This window comes from Bifidobacterium callitrichos DSM 23973 (assembly GCF_000741175.1).
Lineage (GTDB): Bacteria > Actinomycetota > Actinomycetes > Actinomycetales > Bifidobacteriaceae > Bifidobacterium > Bifidobacterium callitrichos.
Genome location: NZ_JGYS01000001.1, coordinates 311456 through 334210, shown reverse-complemented (window position 1 = coordinate 334210; position 22755 = coordinate 311456). Strand labels below are relative to the sequence as shown.

Sequence of the window (22755 nt, the reverse complement as noted above, 5' to 3'; positions counted from 1 at the left end):
CCGTATTTGTTATTCATTCTCACCCCTCCTATCGTTGCTGTCATCCCCTCCGACAACAGCGAAAGGACCACAACATGGCATCACCCCATTCCACTCGCGACATCATGATCCTGGTCGGCGCCGGGCAGATCGGCATGGCCATCGCCCGCCGCATGGGATACGGCATGTCCATCCTCGTGGCGGACAAGAACCCCGACCACGCCGCCGACATCGCGCAGACCATGACGAACGCCGGCTTCGACGCCCGCCCCGAAACCGTGGACCTCGCCTCGCGCGAGTCCATCACCAAACTCATCAACATGGCAACCTCCCTCGGCGACGTCACCATGTTGGTCAACGCGGCCGGCGTTTCCCCCAGCCAGGCGTCCATCGAGACGATTCTCAACGTGGACCTGTACGGCACGGCCGTACTGCTCGAGGAAGTGGGCAAGATCATCGCCCCCGGAGGCGTGGGCGTGACGATCTCCAGCCAATCCGGCCATCGCATGAAGCAGCTGACAGCCGAGGAGGACCGGCTGCTCGCCACCACACCCACCGAGGAGCTGCTCGAACTCGACATGCTGCAGCCCGGCAACATCGCGGACACGCTGCACGCCTACCAAATGGCCAAACGCTGCAACGAGAAGCGCGTGATGGCTCAGGCCGTGGCGTGGGGCGAGCGCGGCGCGCGACTCAACTCGATCTCCCCCGGCATCGTCGTCACGCCGCTGGCCATCGATGAATTCAACGGACCGCGCGGCGACTTCTACAAGAACATGTTCGCCAAGTGTCCTGCAGGACGCCCCGGCACCGCCGACGAGATCGCCAACGTGGCCGAGCTGCTCATGAGCGAGCGCGGCGCGTTCATCACCGGCACCGATGTGCTCGTGGACGGCGGCGCCACCGCCAGCTATTTCTACGGCCCGCTCCAGCCGGCCGAATAATCGGGCATGGCACGGGCAGGGCGGCCGATCATGCCGACCACTGAGACCACCGAATCCATCCCCATCAACAACCCATACCGAGACCCCACACAGAACATCCACGCGGAGAGCGGAGGCAATCCGTCCGACCAACCGTCACGGGTTCAGGCTGACCTGCGTCGCATCCAGTCGATGGCTTAGGGCCACGTCATACTGAACATGTGACCGAACCATTGATTGGCATTGATGGCGAGTTGTTGGCCGGATCGTTGCCTGCGAAACAGTACAAGCTGGTTGTTGCGTGGCTTGTTCTGCATGAGGACGAGCTGTACAAGGCATGGAACGAAGCGGTGTCCGGCCGCCCGTTCGACCGAATCAAACCACTTTCGTGAGTCAGTAAATTTACAGAGCCAGCCCCTCGACCCACTTGGAGAGCTTGGCCTCGCTTTCGTTTGCGCCCACGCGACGATCCGGCACCCAATGGGCGGCGGGGGCCGAATCGTGCAACTGCACGCCGTCGGCACCTCGCGTGCTGGATCCGGAGGTCGCGAACGTGACGATGGTCCTGCCCTCCCAGTCCTCGCTTTCGAGGAACGTGCGCACCACGCGCGGCGCGGTCTCCCACCACAGCGGGTACCCGACGAACACGACGTCGTAGCCGCTTACGTCAATCGGCGTCTTCAACGCCGGACGAATGGCGCGGTCGCGATGCTCCACGCTGGAGCGGCTGCCGGAGTCGCGCCAGTCGAGGTCGGCGGCGGTATACGGTTCGGCGGGTTCGATCTCCTTGAGGTCGGCGCCGATCGCGTGCGCGAGACGTTCGGCGACCTCACGGGTGGTGCCGGTGGCGGAGAAATACGTGACGAGCATGCGCTTGGACATGATGGGTTCCTTTCCTTCATCCCGATACGGGCAGTCTGTCGTTCGATTTCAGTAATACCCGCCTCAAGCGCTCGAAGACAAGCACATGCGAGATCGATCAGCGCCGCCGGCCAGTGAAGGCCATGGGCCTGCGATGGGGCGCGACGGCCGTGCCCGTGACCGAGCCGTCGGGTTCGGACACGTCAGCATCGAGGTGGACGGCGAGCGGGCCGAACGGCAGACGCACGCGAATGTCGAACGAATGCCGCGTCCCGTCGCGCACGCCATCACGGTAGGATGCCACGATTCCCATGACCTTTGCCTTGCCATGGAACGAGGTTCGGGTCGCGTCATCGTAGGAGACGATCACAGGGATCGCGATTACACCCACCGGCGAGTTGAGCCGCACGTCATAGCGGGCGGTGAGTGCCGGGTCGTCGCCGGAATCGGGCGCAAGACGCGCGGCGGCGGCATCACGAACGGCCCCGGCGATCTTTGGGGCGGCCTCGTGCGGCGGGACGGGCACGCGCACGGCCACATGCCTATGCGGGAAGAGATCGTGCAGGAGTCGCACATGCCACCGTCCGTCCCGCTTCACCGCAACATCCCCCGCGGGTTCGGAGGCCGCCCGGGCCAATGCCGGGATCCTCGCAAGCTTCGGGTTGATGGCGAGCGCGTTGCCGGTGAACGCCATGCGCTTCTGCTCCTCGGTGAGCTTGTCGGTTCCCTCCAGCGCCCGGGCCTGACCGAGCACGGCCTCGATGGGCGTGTAGGGGGTGTCCGACCCGTACAGCAGGTGGGTGTCCGGCACGTTGCGTAGAAGGTCGGCGAGCTGCTTGGGCTCACTGAATCCGGCGAGGTCGTAATACACGTGGGACATGGCGTCCATATAGTCGACACGGCGGTCCGGGTCGGCGAAGCGCAGCATGAACGCGAAGCTTTCGAACCGGTCGGCGAGGATGGAGACGAACGCGCCGGCGTGCGGTATCACCCAGCGGATGTTCGGGAACTTGACGAACGTGTCCTCCAGCACCATGTTGGTGAAGGCCCGTGTGGTTTCCACGAAGTATTCGAAAGCAGGAAGGGACAGGCCCTCGCATGCGCCGGGCACGGACACGGGCGGCGCGGTGGGATGGACGATCGCCATTGCGCCGCGGTCGTCCAGTTCGCGCATCACCGGATCGAGTCGGGGGTCACCCAGATACACGCCATGGTGGTTGGTCGTCAGTCCCACGCCGTCGGCCTTGAGCTCGTCGAGCGCACGCCGGGCCTCTTCTGCGGATGCCTCGGCCCATGGCAGGGGCAGTGTGGCGATCAGTCCGAACCGGGTTGGGTCCTCGGCGGCGATCGCCGCTCCCTGGTCGTTGATCTTCCGTGCCAGCCGCAGGCAGTCGTCCGCCTGCGGCAGGAAGATGTTCGGCGAGGAGAGTTCCAGATGTGCGTAGGCGATGCCGAGCAGGTCCATCTTGTCGCGCTGCCAGTCGGGAGTCCAGTAGTCGGGCGTGGGATAGCCGTCCGGGTTGCCGGGATAATGCGCACGCAGGAATTCCAGGTACGCGGGAGGCAGGTAGTGCGACTGGAAGTCGATCTTGCCGCGGAAGCGCAGCGGGGCGGCATCATTCGATTCGACCGGATGGTTCATTGTTTTCCTTTCTTTCTCCATTCCCGGCTCATTCCACGCTCTTCAACGCGCCGAGCATGTCCACGTCCTTGAGACGGCGGTACACCACCCAGCCGAGCATGGCGAGCACCGCGACCACCACGGCGAGCGGCACGGCGAACGCGGGCCAGGCGAGGGCCGGGTCGAACATGACCTCGTCGGGCGGCACCTCGGTGATGATGTAACGGTGTAGGACGGCCCCGAACCCGTATCCGGCCAGCACTCCGAACGCGGACAGGACGATCGTTTCGCGGTAGATGTACATGGTCGTCTCCCCGGTGTGGAAGCCGAGCACCTTGATGGTGGACAGTTCGCGGATGCGTTCGGACACGTTGAGGTTGGTGAGGTTGTAGAGGATCACCACCGCGAGCAGCGCGGCCACTAGGATGAGCACCTCCATGATCTGGTCGAGCGAGTCGACGATCGTGGCCACCTGGTTCCTCATGGTGATGTTCTGCACCACGCCCCTGACCCCGTCCACAGTCATAAGGTCCGCTCCCTGCCTGTTGGCGTTGTCCACGGATGAGTCCTTGAGTCGGACCACGTAGGCGTTGGACTGGTAGTCGGCGTCGAACGCGCGACCGTAGCCGCCGGAGGACATGAACATGAAGTGGCCGATGTACATTTCGGTCACGCCGTCCACGCGCACCTTGCGCTTCGCACCGTCGGGATCCGTCACGGATATGGTGTCCCCGGCCTTGGCGCCGAGCATGTCCGCCATGCGTTCGGAGATGATCGCGCCTCGGTCGGTCAGGACCTGCGGGTCGTGCGAGACACGGTCGCGCAGGGTGATGTAGTCTCCGAAGTTGTAGGCGTCGTCGGTGACGATGAGCGTGATCGTCTGCTTGTCGCCCTGTTTGCCGGCGGTGGTGGTGAGCTCCTCGTAGCGGATTGGCGCGGATTGGTCGATCTCCCTGTTGCCGTCATCCCCGTCCGCCGGGGCGACGGCCTTGGATACGGCGTCGCGCTGGTCCGCGTTGTTGTCTGATTTCTCCGCCACGATCAGGTCGTAGTGTATGATGCCGCCGAACTGGTGCTCGCCGATCTGGCCGATCGACGCCTGCACGCCCAGTCCCGCGGTGAGCAGCGACACCGCGCCGGCCACGCCGAAGATGGTCATGAAGCCGCGCGACTTGTAACGGAACAGGTTGCGGGCCGTGACCTTACGGGTGAAGTTCAGGTGCTCCCACACGGGCGCGATCCGCTCGAGGAAGATCTTCGAGCCCTTGGCAGGAGGCTTGGGCAGGAGCAGCGCGGCGGGCCTCTCCTTGAGCTCGCGGGACGCGGCGATCCACGCGGGGGCCACGGCGCTCGCCCATGCGAGTAGGAACGCGGCGGCGGTCACGCCCAAGTGGAAGTGCAGCTCGATGCGCGGCATGGTGAATCCGGAATCATAGGCGTGGTAGACGATGAGCGGCAGGATGGTGTGCCCGGCCGCCACGCCCAGAATCGTGCCGGCCGTGGAGGCGGAGAAGCCGTAGACGAGGAATTTCTTCATGATGTCCGCGTTCCCATATCCCAACGCCTTAAGGGTCCCGGAATTGGTGCGTTCCTCGTCCACCATGCGGCCCATAGTGGTGAAGGTGACCAGCGCGGCCACGAAGTACAGGAAGATCGGGAAGATGCGCGCGAGCTTCATGACGATGTCCGCGATGATCTCGTACACGCGATATCCCTCGGAGGTGAGTCCCTCACGCCGTCCGTCGATCGAGTACGCGGGCACTTCGAGGGTGTCCACCTTTTCGCTCGCCAGTTTGATCTGACGTTCCGCGTCAGCGATCTGCTTCTCGGCCTCGGGCTTGGCGTCATTGAATTCCTTGAGCTTCTGGTCGTATTCGTCCTCGGCTTTCTCGAGGTCGCGCTGGCCTTGGATCATCTGTGAGGCACCGTCGGACGCCGATCCTGATGCGGCCGTGGAGACGGCGTGCCCGAGTTCGGTCTGCTTGGATGCAAGCAGTTTTTGGGCTTCCGCGATCGCGGCCGCGTTCTTTTGGTACTCCTCGGATCCCTGATCGAGCTTGGCGGCCCCTTCGTTGAACTGTTCAAGGCCGCTGTTGTATTGGTTCAGCATGGCGTTGTATGTGTCCGCGGCCGTGTTCCAGTCGGCGAGCGCCTGATCGTACCGCCCCTTGAGGCTTTGGTATGCCTTGCCGGTTATTCCGGTTTTCTCCCATGAAGCGAGGAGACGGCCGGTGGCGTCGAGCGCTGTCTTGGATGCGTCGAGCGCCGCGCGGGCCACGGTGAGCTGCTTGCCGGCCTGATTGAGCTGCAGCCAGGCGAGTTCGAGACTGCCTTGGCCCTGATTGAGTTGCTGGGCGCCGGCGGCGAGCTGGGTTTGGGCGGCGGAGAGCGTGGAGTTGGCGGAAGCGATCTGCGAGGTTGCGCCGGCGAGTTCGGCGGCTGCGGAGGATGCCTGGTCGACGGCGTCGAGCTGGCCTTGGGTAATCTGGTCCTTGCCGGATTCGATCTGCGCCTTGGCGTCATCGAGCTGAGTTTGGGCGTCCGCGAGCTGCTGTTTGGCATCGTCCACCTGCTCCTGCGCCTTGGCGATCTGCTCACGGCGTTCGGAGCGGATGGAGTCGCGGCGGGCGGCGGGCTGGTTGGCGAGCCGCCGGGAGAGCATGGTCTTGTGGTCCTGCACGCGGTCGCGGTAGGCGTCATCCCAGTAGTTCAGTCCGGCTGTGTCCTCAAAGGTGACGCGGCCGATCATTGCCACTGACGAGTCGAACGTGCCCGCAGTGACCACGGCGTATCCGTCAAGTTCGCCGGATCCGGCGGTGGACTGTCCCATGTTGAGGTTGGAGACGATGTCGCTGGCCTCTACGAAGCCGACCACGGTGAAGTCGGTCCGTTTGAGCACGGTATCGCCGGCGATGTCCGGCAGTTCGGTCACGCTGATGGAGCTGCCCACGGCGAACCGGTCGCGCTCCCCTGTGTCAAGCGCGATCTCCCCGGTCGCTTGCGGCAGCCGGCCCTCCACGACCGCATAGGTGGAGACGGTTTCGGGCAGCGAGTGGACGCGCAGGCTGTGGTCGCTGCCCGCGATCGTCACATCTTTGAAGTAGCCGAATTCGGCGTCCTTCACGCCGGCTGTTTCGCGGATGATCGCCTCATCGTCGGCGGTTAGGCCGTAGTCGCTGATCACGGTCACATCCGCGAGATTGTGCTCGTCGTAGAACGCGCGGCCTGTGGCCCGCATGTCGGGCGCGGTGGCGAACAGACCCACGAGGGCGAACGATCCTAGGGCCATGAGGCTCACGATGGAGGCGAACCTCCCCTTGGATTTGGCGAGGGTGGCACGGATGTCGCGCCACAACATGCGTTTGCGAGGTCTGCGAAGCCTGCGAGACGTCATAGCGCTCACCATTCCAGGTCCTCGATGTCCATGGGGTGCTCGTTGACCTCGATGGATTTAACTCGCGCGTCATGCATGTGGATCACGCGATCGGCGATGGGCGCAATGGCGGAGTTGTGGGTGACGATCACCACGGTGGCGCCCTTGATTCGGCTCTGGTCCTGCAGGATGCGCAGCACCTGCTTGCCGGTGTTGTAGTCGAGCGCACCGGTCGGCTCGTCGCACAGGAGGATCTTGGGGTTCTTGGCCACGGCACGGGCGATGGCGACGCGCTGCTGCTCACCGCCGGAGAGCTGCGCCGGGAAGTTGTCGATGCGGTCCTTCAGCCCCACATCCACGAGCGCTTGAACCGGGTCCTGCGCATCGCGCACGATCTCGGAGGCGAGTTCCACGTTCTCCCGGGCGGTGAGGTTGGCCACGAGGTTGTAGAACTGGAATACGAACCCGATGTCGGTGCGGCGGTAGTCGGTCAACTGACGTGCGGTGTAGTTCGAGATGTCCTTGCCGTCGATGATCACCTGTCCCTCGCTGTTGGTGTCCATGCCGCCCAAAATGTTGAGTACGGTCGATTTCCCTGCGCCGGACGAACCGAGGATGATTGCCAGTTCACCCTTCTCGATGCCGAAGCTCACGTCATTGTTGGCGACGATGACGGTGTCTCCCATGTGGTAGCGCTTGCAGCTGTGCACCATCTCGATATATGCCACAGGCCCTTCGCCTCCTTGTGTTCCTTATGGTTGCCTCAACCACTAAATAAACAACATGTTGATATAATGATGTCGATGATAGGAAGCGTCGGCATATCAGGTCAATCAACAACTTCCGACGATCCGTTCAGATTGAACACTGTCCCCCAAATCGTTCATATCACCATGAATCACCCATTAAAAAGACAACATGTTGATATAATGCATCGGTATCAGCATCCCCAAGCAGCAATGCAGACCCCTGCAGACCCCACGGCGCGGCCACAGTCGACCGCACGAATCCAAGGAGCACCACATGCCTTCCACCACACACACCCCAGTATCCGCGAGCACGCCGGCAAAGCGCAACACGAAGACCGAGGCCAAGATCAAGGCGGCCTTCACCACGCTGATGCAGGCCAAGGGCTTCGACGCGATGACGGTCAGCGACATCGCCCGCACCGCGGGCATCAACCGCGGCACCTTCTACATGCACTATCTCGACAAGATGGACCTGCGCCAGCAGCTCGTCGACGACGCCATCGAGGATCTGACGCGCATCCTCGTCACCGACGCCGCCGCCCCTGACCGAACCCCTGACCGGAGGGCCGTCTCCCCCGGCGGGAACACCATCGCATCGCACCGGGGCAAGGCCATCTGCGACGCGTTCCAGCCGGCATCCATAGCCGACGCCCTGCGCTACATCCGCGACGACTACGCCTTCTTCAGCGTCGTCTCCCGCTCCGGCAACGACATGCAGCTCTACGACCGCATGAAGGAGGTGCTCAAGCGTCTCATCGTCGCGCAGGCGACACGGTTCGGTGCCGAACCGAAGACCGATTACAACGGCATCCCTGCCGACTACGCGATGGAGATCCTCGTCTCCGCGGTCTCCTCGATCATCTGGCTGTGGATCCGCCGCGGATGCAAGGAAAGCCCGGAGGAGATCTGCCGGATCATCGAGGTCAACAAGACCACCGCACCGGTGGACATCCTGTGGTGAGCATCGCGAGCGTCACGAGTGCCACCCGCCGGAGCGCCCCGCCAAACACGATCACGGATCAACGCCCGGATCGACGCCCGGAGGCAAGTCCTTCGAGCCATATACGCATACGGTTCAGGCCTTCGGCGGTGTCCTCCCGCGTACCCACGTAGGACAATCGCACATACCCGGCGCCGCGAGCGCCGAAGCCGGATGCCGGCGTGACCACGACCTTGCCTTCGCCGAGCAGACGCACCGCGAACGTATGGTCATCCATGCCTGTCGCCGTGACGTTGACGAGCACGTAGAACGCGCCATCCGGAACATCGCAGCGGACCAGCGGCATATCGGCGATCGCATCGACCACCATGTCGCGGTTGGCATGGTAAGCGTTCTTCATCGTCGCAAGGATGTCCGACGAGCCTTCAAGAGCCGCGACCGCACCGGCCTGCAGCGCGCCGGGCACGCAGGAGACGACGTTCTCCTGCATCACCGTCATCCGGTCGATGACCTTCTTCGGGCCGAGGACGCAGCCGATGCGCCAGCCGGTCATCGCGTATGTCTTGGAGAAGGAGTCCACGACGAGCGTGCGTTCCTTCATGCCGGGAATCTGCGCGATGGACATGCAAGGAGTGCCATCGTCGTAGACGAATGCGCGGTACACCTCGTCGCTGATCACCCACAGATCGTGCCGTTTCGCCACATCGGCGATGCGCGCGAGCTCGCCGGGCTCGATGATCGCACCGGTCGGATTGGACGGGGAGTTGAGCAGCAGGGCGCGCGACCGCGGAGTCACCGCGGCCTCCACGTCCTCGGCCCGCATGCGCCATCCGTTGTTCTCATGCAGCGGCACCGGTACGACGCGCGTCTGCGTCATCTGCGCCTGACCGAAGTAGTTCGCGTATCCGGGATCGGGGATGAGGATGTCATCGCCCGGATCCATCGTGGCGGTCATCGCGAGGAACACGCCCTCCATGCCTCCGGCGGTGACGATGATCTCCGACTCGGGGTCGAAGCGCGTGCCGTCGACTCGTTCACGAGCTTCACACCATGCACGGCGCAGCGCCTCCGCTCCCCTGTTCGGCGTGTAATGCGTGTCGCCGGCGAGCGCCGCCCGGTATGCCGCGTCGATCATCGGCCGGGGCGTGTCGAATCCCGGCTCGCCGATCGCGAAGGAGATCGCATCGGGCACATGCGAGGCGAGTTCGAACATCTCGCGCACCGACGGGTACAGCGCCTCGCGGGCGCGGTTCGATATCTCCGGCATGGCTGCTGCGTCCTCCCCGAACTGATAACTGCAGATATTGCGTTATTGCGTATCGCAAGTATGGCGCCGATGGTAGCGCAGCCATGTTTCGGCACGACAATTCTCAATCACAGCGACAATCGGCAGGACCACGGCAGGACTACGATGACGCATATGACCGATAGCACCACAGACACCGTAAACCAGACTCCCGCGGAAGACCTGCCGATCAGGCTCGAGGCGGGTCAGACAGCACCGGACTTCACGCTTCCGGCGGTCGAATCGGACGGCACGGAATCGACGATCTCACTTGCCGATCTGACCAAGCAGGGCCGCAAGGTGATCCTCTACTTCTATCCGGCGGCGATGACGCCCGGCTGCACCACCGAAGCGTGCGATTTCCGCGACAACATGGCCCGCCTGGGCACGCTCGGATACACGGTGCTGGGCGTCTCGAAGGATTCGATGACCAAGCTGCAGCGGTTCCGCGAGCGCGATCACCTGTCGTTCCCACTGCTTTCCGACCCGGAGCTCACCGTACATAAGGCATACGCCGCATGGGGCGAGAAGAAACTGTACGGTAAGACGCACGTCGGGGTCATCCGCTCCACGTTCGCCATCGACGAGCACGGCGTCATCGCCTTGGCGCGTTACAACGTGCGCGCCAAGGGACACGTGGATTCGCTCATCAAGCGGCTGGGAGACTGAGCTACCGCTCCTCCTCCGGGTAGGTCATCTTCCACTGGCCGACGCGGATCTCGGTCATCATGGCCATTACGTCGCGCGTGTAGTCCAGATGCATGACGGACGGGTCGCCGGCGATGGCCGTCTCCATGTCGGCCACCTCATAGGAGAGCGCATCGGCGGTACGCCCCGCTTCCACCACCTCCGTGCGGCCGTCGTCCACCCAGGTGATGGTGGCGCGCTCACCGCGCGGATAATCGACGACCTCCACATAGGCCCTGTCAAACACGGCGAGCCCGCGCTTGGGCTGCTTGGCATGCAGCGACAGCGTGACCGTGGCCATCTGGCCGTGAGGATTGGTCAGAAGGATGCCGGCCTGCTCGTCCACGCCGGTGGGAGCGGTCTTGACCTGCGAGAGAATCCGGTCAGGCTTGGAATCCATGAACCAGCGGACGAAGGAAAGCGCATACACGCCGATATCGAGCATGGCGCCGCCCGCGAGGTTGCGGTTGAAGAAGCGGTTGGCCATGTCGTACTCCTTGTAGGAGCCGAAGTTCATCTGCAGGAGCTTCAGCTCGCCGAGCGCACCGGAGTCGATGATCTCGCTGAGCTTCCTGAAGAGCGGCATATGGTAGATGGTCATGGCCTCGGCGAGCACCACATGGTTGGCCTCGGCGAGCGCGACCGCCTCATCCAGTTCGTCGGCATTGAGCGTGATGGACTTCTCGCACAGCACGTGCTTGCCGGCTGCGAGCGCCTTGCGCAGGAACCCGATATGCGTGTTGTGCGGGGTGGAGATGTAGATCACGTCCACGTCCGGGTCGTCGAACACGTCGTCGATGTGCTCGTAGACCTTGCCGATGCCGTATTTCTCAGCGAAGGCGACCCCCTTGGCATGCGTGCGGTTGGCCACCGAGTACAGCCTGCGGCCGCTGGATTCCAACGCCTGCTCGAGCTGGTTGGCGATGACGCCACATCCCAGAGTTGCCCAATTGAGTTCGCGTGTTGCCGTCATCATCGTCGATTCCTTTCCACCGTCACATTGTTTCGGCATACTTCTTTGTGTATCTCATCTATATAATATGCCATATTTGCTTTCCATGAGGGAAGTACAGGAAGGTGGGAATGGTTGAGATCAACAGAAAGGGCCGTGCCGCGGGACTCAGCGACGGATCCTCACGCAATCACACTGAGCCCCCGAATCCGGAGGACTCACACGCCGGCGAGGTCGAAGAGGCGTTCGATAACGGCGTCGTTGAGCAGACGGCCCTTGCGGGTGGGAACGACGCGGGCCCCGGAGTCTCCGGCATCACGGGAATCCTGGGTCAAAGTGATGAGTCCCTCGTCGACCATCGGCATGAGCTGCGCGGGGTCGATGGGCTTGAGGCTCGAGGAGACGGCCGCCCCGCCACCAGCGGCTGAGGCGATGGCACGGTTGATGCGGTCCAGATCGAGCCCTTCACGGATGCGCAGGCCCAGCATGATGAGCTCTTCGAGGTTCTCGTCCGGGGTGATCTCCTCGCTGCCCGCCCACGGCACACGGCCTTCGTTGATGGCCGTGCCCCACAGGCGCGGGTGCGCGATGTCCCATGCACGCAGGGCGTTCATGCCCGCGATCTGTTCCCTCGGTTGGGTCGACGCCGTCTCTCCCCCAGTCAGCTGCGCTGACAGCCCCCTCGTCAGAGGGGGCAGGGCACCCGCATCGGCGCACGCGTTGTAGTGCGAGTGGGCGCCGGGTCCGAGTCCCGACCAGTCGACGTTCCTCCAGTAGCCGAGGTTGTGACGGCTCTCGTATCCGGGCCGCGCCCAGTTCGAGACCTCATACCATTCGAGACCGGCGGCGGAAAACAGGTCGTCAGCGATCTCGTACTTGGCGGCCTCGTCGTCGTCATCCGGCTTGGGCAGTGTGCCCGCGGCGATCCGACGCCCCATCTTCGTGGTCGGTTCGACGGTCAGCGCGTAGGCGGAGATATGGTTGACGCCGAGGCCAATGGCCGTCTCGACCGAGGTGCGCCAGTCGTCGAGACTCTCCCCCGGCGCCCCGTAGATGAGGTCGACGCTGGTTCGAAGGCCGGCGGCGTCCGCGGCGCGTACGCCCGCCTCGACGTTCGTGGGCGTGTGCGTGCGGTCCAAGGTCTTCAGCACATGCGGCACCGCCGACTGCATGCCGAAGGAGACGCGCGTGAAGCCGCCCTCGGCGAGACGGTTGATGTAGTACTCGTTGACGGTGTCCGGATTGGCTTCAGTGGTGATCTCCGCGCCGGGCGCGAGTCCCCAGATGCGTCGGATCGCATCCAGCATGGCCACCAGATCATCCGCGGCGAGGATGGTGGGCGTACCGCCACCAAAGAACACGGTATCCGCCGGCGGTTCGTCGACGCCGTGCGCCTCCTGCCACACGCGCACGAGCTCCATCTCGCGGATGACCATGTTCGCATAGTTGCCGCGTGAGGCCCCGGCGCCTAAATCAACCGCCGTATATGTGTTGAAGTCGCAGTAGCCGCAACGCCGAAGGCAGAACGGCACATGAATGTACACCTCAAACGACATTCCGAATGCCCTCCCCTCATTTCCTAGGCAGATTTCGCGTTTCCTAGGCAGGAGCTCCCCGGATACAGATACGAACACCCTTGGAAAGACAGGGATTTTGAACCGTCTCCGGACCAACACCTGCCTAGGAAACGATAAAAATGCCTAAGTTTTGCAAATCCGTTCCGGCTCAGCCTTCAGTCTTCTGAGCGGCGCGGATCTTGTCCTTGGTGTCTCGGTCGTTGGAATCATCGCCGGTGGACAGGGCGGCGATGAACGCCTCCTGCGGCACCTCGACATGGCCGAGCATCTTCATGCGCTTCTTGCCGGCCTTCTGCTTCTCGAGGAGCTTGCGCTTACGGGTGATGTCGCCGCCGTAGCACTTGGCGAGCACGTCCTTGCGCAAGGCGCGGATGTTCTCGCGCGCGATGATGCGCGAGCCGATCGCAGCTTGAATCGGGATCTCGAACTGCTGGCGCGGAATGAGCTCGCGCAGCTTCTTGGTCATCATCACGCCGTAGCTGTATGCCTTGTCGCGGTGGACGATGGCGCTGAACGCGTCGACCTTCTCGCCCTGGATGAGGATGTCGACCTTGACGAGGTCGGCCGACTGCTCGCCGTCCTCGTGGTAGTCCAGCGAGGCGTAGCCCTTGGTGCGGGACTTCAGCTGGTCGAAGAAGTCGAAGACGATCTCTGCGAGCGGAATGCGGTAGTGCATCTCGACGCGGTCGGTGGAGATGTACTCCATCGTGCCCATCTGGCCGCGGTGATCCTGGCACAGGTCCATGACCGAGCCGATGAATTCCTTGGGGGTGATGATGTCGGCGGCGACCATCGGCTCGACGATCTTCTTGATCTTGCCGTCCGGGAACTCGCTCGGGTTGGTCACGTGATGCTCGGAACCGTCCTCGGCGGTCACGTCGTAGGTGACGTTGGGAGCGGTCTGGATGAGGTCCAAGCCGAACTCACGGGAGAGACGTTCGTTGACGATCTCCATGTGCAACAGGCCCAAGAAGCCACAGCGGAAGCCGAAGCCCAGCGCCACGGACGTCTCCGGCGTGTAGATGAGCGCGGCGTCGTTGAGCTTGAGCTTGTCGAGCGCGTCGCGCAGTTCCGGGAACTGGGCGTTATCGATCGGGAACAGGCCGGCATACACCATCGGCTTGGGGTCGCGGTAGCCGGGCAGCGGCTCGGTGGCCGGGCGCACGGCGGAGGTCAGGGTGTCGCCGACCTTGGACTGGCTCACGTCCTTCGCGCCGGTGATGATGTAGCCGACCTCGCCGGCGCCGAGCGCCTTGGTGCGGGTCATGTCGGGGCTGATCACGCCGATCTCGATCGGATCGTGGGTCATGCCGATGCCCATCATGTGCACTTTTTCACGATCGTGCAGTTCGCCGTCCTCCATACGAATGTAGGTGACGATGCCGCGGTAGGAGTCGTACACGGAGTCGAAGATCAGGGCTCGCGCCGGAGCCTCGGGGTCGCCGTGAGGCGCGGGGACCTCCATGACGATGCGGTCGAGCAGATCCGCCACGCCCTCGCCGGTCTTGCCGGAGACACGCAGCACATCGCTAGGCTCACAGCCGATGAGGCCGGCGATCTCCTCGGCGTGCTTGTCCGGTTCGGCGCTGGGCAGGTCGATCTTGTTGAGCACCGGAATGATGGTCAGGTCGTGGTCGACGGCCATGTACAGGTTGGACAGCGTCTGCGCCTCGATGCCCTGCGTGGCGTCGACGAGGAGGACCGCGCCCTCGCACGCGGCGAGCGCTCGGGAGACCTCGTAGGTGAAGTCGACGTGGCCGGGGGTGTCGATCATGCCAAGCGTGTATTCGGTGCCGTCGAAGGTCCACGGCACACGCACGGCCTGCGATTTGATGGTGATGCCGCGTTCCTGCTCGATATCCATGCGATCGAGGAAGCGGTCTCGCATCTCGCGTTCGGGCACGATGCCGCTCAACTGCAGGATGCGGTCGGCCACGGTGGACTTGCCGTGGTCGATGTGCGCGATGATGCAGAAATTACGGATCAACGACTGATCGGTGGAACCGGGCTGGTTGTGCTGGCTGACCACTGAACGTGCCTCCTACCTTGCTTGTCAAGCCTTACTCAAGTCAAACGAAACCAGTGTACTCGACGCGAAAGACCCCGCGAACCGGACGGGTTCACGGGGTCTTTACGGCAATGTCGCCGTTGACGGCGACTCACACCCTTACAGGATCACCGGGTGTTCACTCACAGAGCGTTGATCGCGACGGCGAGGCCGGACTTGCGGTTCGCGGCCTGGTTCTTGTGGATCACGCCGGCGCCGGCGGCCTTGTCGAGCTTCTGGGCGGCGACCTTGAAGGCGGCCTCGGCGGCGGCCTTGTCACCGGACTCGATGGCCTTGCGGGTGTTGCGGATCGCGGTCTTCAGCGCGGACTTGACGGCCACGTTACGCTTGTGCGCCTTCTCGTTGGTGATGACGCGCTTCTTCTGCGACTTGATGTTTGCCAATGTAACTCCAAACGACGTTTGCTATAAGGACATACGAGACGTAGATGATAGCACGCGGCGAGGATAAACGACGCGACACTCGCACCTTGCCGTTGCGGGTATCAGTCTCCCCCTCGACGGGATTTGTCGTCACGTCCCGTGCGCCGGCCCTGACCGGTCTTATCCGTCTTCTTATCCGTCTTGTGGGGAGTGATGTCCGGACGCCTGAGGTACCGGGCCTCGCCGGGCAGGTAGACGGTATGGCGCTCCATCGCACCGGGAAGTTTGATGTTGAAGATCACCGACGACAGACGCATGCCGACGACCAAGGCGATGATGACCAGATCGAGCGCGATCTCCTGCTCCGCGTTGAGCAGACCGGCCATGCGCCCCTTGCACACGAACACGTCGATGATGCATCCGACGGCCGAGGGCACGGCATACCAGTGCTTGTCGCGGATGATCATCGGCACGTCGTTGAGCAGCATGTCGCGCACCAATCCGCCGCCGAGCGCGGTCGCCATGCCAAGGAACACCGAGGTCATGCCGGAGGCGCCGAGATACATGGCCTTGGACGTGCCGATCACGGCGAACAGACCAAGCGCCAGAGCATCCAAGGTCAGCATCGACCATTTGAGCTTGTCGACCTCGAGGTGCAGCACGGCGATGGCAACTCCGGAAGCCAGCGCGGAGAGCACGGACCACCGGTCGGTGATGCCCACCGGCGGCACCTCGAGGAGCACGTCACGCAGGATACCGCCTCCCAACGCGGTCAGCCACGCGGTCACGAGGATGGCGAACAGGTCGTAGTTCTTGTGCACGGCCGCAAGTCCGCCGACCAGTCCGCAGCAGAACACCGCAAGGTATTCCACCAGCATGAAGAACATGTTGCTCTCCAGCGCCAGCTGCATGGCGTCTTCCTCCCTCCGGTGAAACCCTCATAGACATGGGACCTCATGGAACCGCACAACAAGCTACCACAGGCCGCCGGCGCCCCGGCGCGTTCCGCAAGCCGACCGCATGTCACATGTCAGCGAAACGAACTGGATCGGGCGTTATGGACGGCGATAATCGTGCGCAGGTCCGGCTGGCCTGATGTCGGGTTGAGCACCTTCCACCCAATACCTCCCATCTGCGTCCCCATTTCCGTCTCTCAGCGTCACTTATTCCCGAAATAAGCCCATCTCCCGGGAATAAGTGACTCTATCCCGATGTCAGCGTCACCTTTTACCGAGCACTGGAGAAATCCCGGGAATATATGACGCTGACCAGGGGCCGACGTCACAGAGGCTGACGTCACAGAGGCCGACGCCGGGGACCAACACCACAGGGACCAACGCCGCCTTTTACCCGGAAGGGTTTTCCGCACCTTGTCCAGATACACGAAGACCCCTTGGAACCATTGCGATTCCAAGGGGTCCCCAAGCCAAGCAACCTAGGCTATCTCAGCACACTTTCCACATCCAGTTGTGCGGATCCTCACGCTCGCCCAGCTGGATGCCGAGCAGCTCGTCGCGCAGGTCGACGGTGAGCTTGCCGGATTCGCCGTCGGCGACGGTCACGTCGAAGTCCTTGGACTTGAAGCGGCCGATCGGGGTGATGATGGCGGCGGTGCCGCAGGCGAACACCTCGGTGACCTCGCCGGACTTGATGTCCTCAAGCAGCTGCTTGAGCGGGATCATGGTCTCGACGACGTCGATGCCGCGGTCCTGCATGAGCTGGATCAGGGAGCGACGGGTCACGCCCGGCAGGATGTTGCCGGTCAGGGACGGGGTCTCCACGTGGCCGTCCTTGTGCACGACCATCATGTTCATGCCGCCGAGCTCCTCAAGGTAGGTCTTGGTGGCGGCGTCGACGAAGCACACCTGCTGGCATCCGTTGTCGATGCCGGTGTACTCGCCGAGCAGGGAGGCGGCGTAGTTGCCGCCGCACTTGGCGAAGCCGGTGCCGCCGGGGCCGGTGCGGAACCACTTGTCCTCGACCCAGATGCTCACGGGCTTGACGCCGCCCGGGAAGTACGGGCCGGACGGGGAGGCGATCACGCAGTAGTCGACCTCCTGCGGGGCGCGCACGCCGAGGAACGGTTCGGAGGCGAACATGAACGGACGCATGTACAGCGTGTATTCGCGACGGGACGGCACCCAGTTGACGTCACGCTTGACGAGCGCGGCGACGGAGCCAAGGAAGTCGTCGATGGACAGCTCAGGCAGGTAGAGGCGCTTGGCGGAGTTCTGGAAACGCTCGGCGTTCGCGTCCGGGCGGAACAGCCAAGTGGAGCCGTCGGCGTGGCGGTACGCCTTGAGGCCCTCGAAGACCTCCTGCGCGTAGTGCAGCACGGAGGCGCCCGGGTCCAGCTTGAGCGGTGCGTACGGCTCGACGCGACGATCGGACCATCCCTCGCCCTTGGTCCAGGTCATGTGGGTCATGTTGTCGGAAAAGACCTGTCCGAACGCCGGCTTGTCGATCAGCTCCTGACGCTTGGCGTCGGATGCGGGGTTCTCGTTCGGCAGTACGGTGAAGGGCTCGGCAAGCTTGTCGAGTTCCGCAGGATCGTGATGCGTGTTTTCAGTCATGTTCACTTCTTTTGGTATCAGGCCGCCGGAGGCGGTGTTCGTTGCGAAGATTCGGTCGCGCGCTCGTGGCACGCGGTGCTGAAGGATACTTTGTCACATCCCGTCATCCAGAATATGGTCTGGTTCACATTCTGAAAAGAGATGAAAAGACCCGCGACGGTTCAAGGTCGCGGGTCGATTCGATGTCGATCTCATGTGGCACGACGGACGCGAGGTCCGTCATGTCGTCGGCCGGATTCGCTCCGGCATCGATCACTTGGTGGCAGCGGCGTCCGCAGCCGGAGCGGCAGCGGCGTCGGCGGCCGGAGCGGCCTCCGGAGCGGCGGTGGACTCGGTGGCGTCCTCCGGAACCTCGACGGAGACGACGGACTCCTCCGGATCCTCGATGTCCAGCTCGGCGCCCTCCGGCAGGACGACGTCCTTGGCGAACACCTTGGCGCCGTCGGCCAGGCCGTCGACGTTGATGACGATCTTCTCCGGCAGGTTGGCGACATCGGCGCGGACCTTGAGCTCCTGGATGTCGACGAACGCGACGGCGGCGCCCTTCGGGGTGCCCTCGACGAAGACCGGCACCTCGACGTCGATCTTCTCGCCGGCCTTGACCTCGTAGAAGTCGATGTGTTCGACGATGCGCTTGACGGGGTTGCGCTGGACGTCCTTGACGACGGCCATGGCCTTGTCCTCGCCGAAGGTCAGCTCGAACAGGGCGTTGGTGTGGCGCAGGGCGTTGGTGGTCTCCTTCATCGGGAGGGTGATGAACTTCGGCTCGGTGCCACCGGCGTAGATGGTGGCGGGGATGCGCTTGGCGACGCGCATACGGCGGGCAACGCCCTTGCCGAACTCGTTACGGACTTCACCGTTGAGGGTGATCTTGTTGGCCATTGCTGGACTCCTTAGGTTGGTTAACAGTGTTGTGTCACTTGTCGTTCTGTCTTGTTTGACGCCACGACGCGCCGCAGAACGATCCCCTAAGGAGGGAAGGTATTCACGCCGAGTCGATAACGGAGAACGCGGATCCCTTGCGGGACTGCATCCTCCCTCGCCAAAGCAACACGCTTTGGCTCGGTACAAGGTCACGCGGTAAACCGCGTTCCCCTCGCCTACGAGCAATCCACTGGATTGTTCGCTTCACGGCTCGGCCTGCCAAAGCAACAGCATTCAAGTATATCCGGGGACGGGACAAGGTACCGGTAACGACTAGACTGGAGGGGATTGATGTTGCTTCGAGGGAATCGAGTTGCGATGAAGCGAATCACCAGAGACGCGCTTATCGGGTCCGGCGTCGCGGCCGGAGTCCTTGGCGCAGGATTGCTGTCGACGGCCGAGCTGATGTTCCGCCTGTCGTTGGACGTCAAATACTCGCATTGGATGGCGCGTCTGATGTCGGCTCCGGCCGCGGCCCCGTATCTCGAGACGCCGCATCGCGATGCCGCCGAGGAGGCGGAGGCCGCACGTTGGTTCGAGACGGCGAAGCAGCCGGTCTGCCTGCGCAGCGAGGATGGCCTGAAGCTCAACGGATGGCTGTTCGACCCGGACTGCGCCTCCCCCGCCCCGCATCTGTATGCGATCACCATGCATGGATACACCGGAGGCCCGGCGGAGATGGCGAAGTATGCGCATCGCTTCGCGCGCATGGGCTTCACCGTGCTCGTGCCCGCGCAGCGGTGCCACGAGAGGAGCGAGGGCCGCTACATCGGCATGGGATGGCTGGAGCGTCGCGATCTCATGGGATGGATCACGCTCATCGTCGCAAGCGATCCGGAGGCGCGCATCCTGCTGCAGGGTGTATCGATGGGGGCCGCGACGGTGATGATGACCACCGGCGAGCCGCAGCTGCCGCGCAACGTGGTCGCGGCGATCGAGGACTGCGGCTACACGTCGGCGTGGGACCAGTTCCTGTTCAATGCGAAGCACATGTACCATCTGCCGTATCGCTGGATGGGCGTGCCGGTCGTCTCCGCGATGTCCGCGATCGCGCGGAGGAGGGCCGGATACGGATTCAAGGAGGCGTCGAGCGTCGCCTCGCTGCGGCACACGATCATTCCGATGATGTTCATCCACGGCGCCGCGGACACCTTCGTGGATCCGGGGTTCCTCGACCGCAACATCGCGGCGTGCGCCGGCCCCGACCGCGAACGCCTGCTCGTGCCCGGCGCGGGTCATGCGATGAGCGCGAGCATTGATCCCGACCTCTATTGGAGCCGGGTCACGGCGTTCGTGGAACGGGTGTTCGGGCTGTAGATCAGCCGCGCGTCTCCTTGGCGGCGACGGCGATGGACAGCGACGGGTCGTACAACGGGATCATCATCGACTGGGTGGCGTGGTACAGGTCGGACTTGCCCGGCCAGACGGTGCCGATCGGCTGGTTGGCGCGGTCGAGCTGGTGGAACCAGGAACCGTTGACGTGGTCGATGACGCAATCGTCGGCGTACTTGAGGAAGGTCGAGTACAGGTCGGCGTATTCCGCCTTGCCGGTCACACGGGCCAGCACGGACGAGGTGTTGATCGCCTCGGCGAGTGTCCAGTGCATGCGGTCGTGCACGACGGGCACGCCGTTCCAGTCGGTGGTGTAGACGATGCCGGGCGCGCCGTCGGCGTCCCAACCATCGGCCACGGCGCGACGGAACAGGTTTTCGGCGACGTCGACCAGCTGCGCCTTCTTCGACTCGGCGAGGCCGGGGGCGCTCAGCGCGTACTGGGTGATGAGTCGCGCCCATTCGATGCCGTGGCCCGGGGTGGCGCCGTACGGCTTGAACTGATCGTCCTTCTTGTCGGCGTTGCATTCGAGATCCAGCGACCAGTCCTCATGGAAGTGCTCGGGGATGCGCCATTCGTTGTTTTCAGCCCAGCCGATGACGTGATCGATGATGCGACCGGCGCGCGTGCGCCACGTTTCGTCGCCGGTGACGTCGGCCACGGCGAGGAACGCCTCGACCGAGTGCATGTTGGCGTTGAGTCCGCGGTACGGGTCAAGCTCGGTGAAGTCCTCGTTCCACGTGTCGACGGACAGGCCGATTTCGTCGTCCCAGAATCGCTTGAGGAACACCTGCTGCGCGTCGGCGAGCAGTTCGGCGGCGCCGGGACGGCCGAGCAGCGTGGCGGAGGATGCGGCGAGCAGCACGAAGGCGTGCGCGTAGCACTGCTTGGTGCCGATGTGGCCGCCTTCCGGGGTGACGGCCGCATACCAGCCGCCGTTGGCGTCGTCGTGGAGCTCACCCGTGAGGCCCTTCAATCCGGCGTCCACAAGCGCCTCGGCGCCGTCATGTCCGGTGAACGCGGCGAGCGAGTAGACGTGGGTCATGCGGCAGGTGATCCACGTTTCGCGATTGCGGTCCTTCCACGGGGTGCCGTCGTCGCCAAGCCAGTAGGAACCGCCTGTCGGGGCGGGGAACGCGTGGCCGAAGGCCATCAGGGAGTCGCGCTGGGAGTCCAGCCAGACCTTGTTCTCCGGCGTGCCGAGCGTGTATTGAGGTGCGATTGACATGATTATGTTGCCTTTCATACTAGATTTGGGAAAGATATAGCGAAGTATGTCGAGAAGCGGCAGGTAAGGCGCGAAGTGTAGAGTCACGCCCAGCGCGAGGACCTGCAATTGCGTACTTTACCGGTTCAGTTTCTAGAACGTCGCCACGGAATAGACGGACGAGTCGATCGTGACGATCAACACGACGTCCCCATATCGATGACCTCAGAGGCGCCCCTACGCCACCGGACCTGTGGAAGCCCGCTCCACCAGACGGTATGGCGGCTCCGGCTCATCACCGACGGTCTCCCCGTCGATCATGCGCAACAGCATCTTCCCCGCTTTCAGTCCGATCGCTCGGACATCGCGGTGCAGGGCAGTGAGCGCGGGCGTGGCCGAAACGCATGCGGCGGAATCATCCCAGGCCACGATGGAAAGATCCTCCGGCACGGATATTCCACGGGCCAAGGCCGTATGCAGCGCGCCGACCGCTGTAATATCCGTATCGCATACGATCGCGGTGGGACGGTGTCCAAAGTCCAGAATCGCGTTGCACAGCCGTTCGCCAGTTTCAGCCATGTACTTGCCATGCAGGGTGGTGCAGCGCATGCCCAGTTTGGAACATTCATCGGCGGTGGCATTGTCGCGCGCCAACGTGTGCACGTATTCCTCGGGGCCGGCGATGCGCGCGATGTTGCGATGGCCCAAACCGTGCAGGTATCGAACGACCATGCGCGCGCCTTCGTCGTCGGAACTGTAGAGCGTGGGCAGCCCGCTGGTGATCTCACGCTGGGAGATGAACAGGGCCTTGGCTTCGGGGTGTTCACGGAACAGCGCCAGTCGCGGGTCTCCAAGTTCGACACCCATGATGAGATGCGCGTCCACCTTGCCGGAGGCGATCCAATCCTCGTAGATGCGGCAGGCAGCCGCGGCGCCGCCCGCGGTCATGCGCAGCACGATGGAATAGTCGCGCGGGTCCATGGCTTTGCTCAAACCGGCGAGGCAGTCCATGCCGAACATGCCCGAGCCGAAATCCTCGGCATCGGCCACCATCAGCACCACGCCAATGGACCTAGTGCAGGCATCGGAAAGAGATTTCGCGGCACTGTTCGGCTTCCACCCCATGGAACGTGCCAATTTGAGCACCTTGTCGCGGGTTTCCTCGGAGACGCCGGGCTTGCCGTTCAGCGCGTACGACACCGCGCTTTTCGATACACCGGAAGCCTTCGCCACATCAGCGATGGTGATGGTGCCTTTCGCCATGGTTCTCCACTCTCCTCATGCACCGGGACCCTGCCACGTATCACACCGGTTCGTATGATTCATCCGAACCGATTACACG

General features: G+C 63.5%; 20 protein-coding genes. 6 read left to right on the top strand and 14 right to left on the bottom strand.

What is annotated here, in order from left to right; genetic code table 11:
• Window positions 1-74 precede the first annotated feature (74 nt).
• From BCAL_RS01570 to BCAL_RS12520, 3 genes are read left to right on the top strand one after another with little or no spacing between them, the layout of a single operon-like run.
• On the top strand, window positions 75-923 hold the full coding sequence (locus BCAL_RS01570; protein ID WP_043163783.1) for an SDR family oxidoreductase: 849 nt from the start codon (window positions 75-77) through the stop codon (window positions 921-923).
• Between the two features lie 30 nt (window positions 924-953).
• Complete coding sequence (locus tag BCAL_RS13025) at window positions 954-1103, top strand: hypothetical protein (RefSeq protein WP_156101947.1); 150 nt, start codon at window positions 954-956, stop codon at window positions 1101-1103.
• A gap of 20 nt (window positions 1104-1123) precedes the next feature.
• Complete coding sequence (locus BCAL_RS12520; RefSeq protein ID WP_081887171.1) at window positions 1124-1294, top strand: DUF4160 domain-containing protein; 171 nt, start codon at window positions 1124-1126, stop codon at window positions 1292-1294.
• Window positions 1295-1304: 10 nt separating this feature from the next.
• On the opposite strand, the gene BCAL_RS01565 is transcribed toward BCAL_RS12520, so the two are convergent.
• The 4 genes from BCAL_RS01565 to BCAL_RS01550 form a co-directional block, all read right to left on the bottom strand.
• Window positions 1305-1784, bottom strand: a complete 480-nt coding sequence (locus BCAL_RS01565; RefSeq protein ID WP_043163781.1) for a flavodoxin — start codon at window positions 1782-1784, stop codon at window positions 1305-1307.
• Window positions 1785-1881: 97 nt separating this feature from the next.
• A complete protein-coding gene (locus BCAL_RS12050) occupies window positions 1882-3405 on the bottom strand; it encodes an amidohydrolase family protein (RefSeq protein ID WP_052118932.1) in 1524 nt (507 codons plus the stop codon).
• Between the two features lie 28 nt (window positions 3406-3433).
• Complete coding sequence (locus BCAL_RS01555) at window positions 3434-6790, bottom strand: ABC transporter permease (protein WP_238549578.1); 3357 nt, start codon at window positions 6788-6790, stop codon at window positions 3434-3436.
• Window positions 6784-7485 (bottom strand): ABC transporter ATP-binding protein, encoded by a 702-nt coding sequence (locus tag BCAL_RS01550; protein WP_043163777.1) that lies wholly within the window; start codon window positions 7483-7485, stop codon window positions 6784-6786. The genes BCAL_RS01555 and BCAL_RS01550 overlap by 7 nt, the downstream gene beginning before the upstream one ends.
• Window positions 7486-7780: 295 nt before the next feature.
• Between BCAL_RS01550 and BCAL_RS12045 the strand changes: the two genes are divergently transcribed.
• Window positions 7781-8467 carry a TetR/AcrR family transcriptional regulator gene (locus BCAL_RS12045; protein WP_052118931.1) on the top strand — a complete coding sequence of 229 codons (687 nt, stop codon included), beginning with the start codon at window positions 7781-7783 and terminating at the stop codon, window positions 8465-8467.
• Window positions 8468-8525: 58 nt separating this feature from the next.
• Here BCAL_RS12045 and BCAL_RS01535 read toward each other — a convergent pair whose 3' ends face one another.
• Window positions 8526-9713: a pyridoxal phosphate-dependent aminotransferase gene (locus tag BCAL_RS01535; RefSeq protein ID WP_052118930.1), complete on the bottom strand. Its 1188-nt coding sequence runs from the start codon at window positions 9711-9713 to the stop codon at window positions 8526-8528.
• A 144-nt stretch (window positions 9714-9857) separates the two neighbouring features.
• Between BCAL_RS01535 and bcp the strand changes: the two genes are divergently transcribed.
• Window positions 9858-10400 carry a thioredoxin-dependent thiol peroxidase gene (bcp, locus tag BCAL_RS01530; RefSeq protein ID WP_162178535.1) on the top strand — a complete coding sequence of 181 codons (543 nt, stop codon included), beginning with the start codon at window positions 9858-9860 and terminating at the stop codon, window positions 10398-10400.
• A gap of 1 nt (window position 10401) precedes the next feature.
• On the opposite strand, the gene BCAL_RS01525 is transcribed toward bcp, so the two are convergent.
• From BCAL_RS01525 to BCAL_RS01495, 7 genes are all read right to left on the bottom strand, one after another.
• Window positions 10402-11394, bottom strand: coding sequence for a Gfo/Idh/MocA family protein (locus tag BCAL_RS01525; RefSeq protein ID WP_202961918.1), 993 nt, complete (start codon window positions 11392-11394; stop codon window positions 10402-10404).
• Window positions 11395-11588: 194 nt separating this feature from the next.
• Complete coding sequence (gene hemW, locus BCAL_RS01520; protein WP_043163773.1) at window positions 11589-12926, bottom strand: radical SAM family heme chaperone HemW; 1338 nt, start codon at window positions 12924-12926, stop codon at window positions 11589-11591.
• 169 nt (window positions 12927-13095) lie between these two features.
• Window positions 13096-14976, bottom strand: coding sequence for a translation elongation factor 4 (gene lepA / locus BCAL_RS01515; RefSeq protein ID WP_043163771.1), 1881 nt, complete (start codon window positions 14974-14976; stop codon window positions 13096-13098).
• 161 nt (window positions 14977-15137) lie between these two features.
• Complete coding sequence (gene rpsT / locus BCAL_RS01510; protein ID WP_043163770.1) at window positions 15138-15398, bottom strand: 30S ribosomal protein S20; 261 nt, start codon at window positions 15396-15398, stop codon at window positions 15138-15140.
• Window positions 15399-15499: 101 nt separating this feature from the next.
• Complete coding sequence (locus BCAL_RS01505) at window positions 15500-16288, bottom strand: trimeric intracellular cation channel family protein (protein ID WP_052118929.1); 789 nt, start codon at window positions 16286-16288, stop codon at window positions 15500-15502.
• A 534-nt stretch (window positions 16289-16822) separates the two neighbouring features.
• Window positions 16823-17950: a branched-chain amino acid aminotransferase gene (locus BCAL_RS01500; RefSeq protein ID WP_043163769.1), complete on the bottom strand. Its 1128-nt coding sequence runs from the start codon at window positions 17948-17950 to the stop codon at window positions 16823-16825.
• 252 nt (window positions 17951-18202) lie between these two features.
• Window positions 18203-18832, bottom strand: a complete 630-nt coding sequence (locus tag BCAL_RS01495) for a 50S ribosomal protein L25/general stress protein Ctc (RefSeq protein WP_043163768.1) — start codon at window positions 18830-18832, stop codon at window positions 18203-18205.
• A 360-nt stretch (window positions 18833-19192) separates the two neighbouring features.
• On the opposite strand from BCAL_RS01495, the gene BCAL_RS01490 reads away from it, so the two are divergent.
• On the top strand, window positions 19193-20191 hold the full coding sequence (locus tag BCAL_RS01490) for an alpha/beta hydrolase (protein ID WP_043163767.1): 999 nt from the start codon (window positions 19193-19195) through the stop codon (window positions 20189-20191).
• 1 nt (window position 20192) lies between these two features.
• On the opposite strand, the gene BCAL_RS01485 is transcribed toward BCAL_RS01490, so the two are convergent.
• A complete protein-coding gene (locus BCAL_RS01485) occupies window positions 20193-21434 on the bottom strand; it encodes an AGE family epimerase/isomerase (protein WP_202961916.1) in 1242 nt (413 codons plus the stop codon).
• A 216-nt stretch (window positions 21435-21650) separates the two neighbouring features.
• On the bottom strand, window positions 21651-22676 hold the full coding sequence (locus BCAL_RS01480; RefSeq protein ID WP_043163765.1) for a LacI family DNA-binding transcriptional regulator: 1026 nt from the start codon (window positions 22674-22676) through the stop codon (window positions 21651-21653).
• Window positions 22677-22755 lie beyond the last annotated feature (79 nt).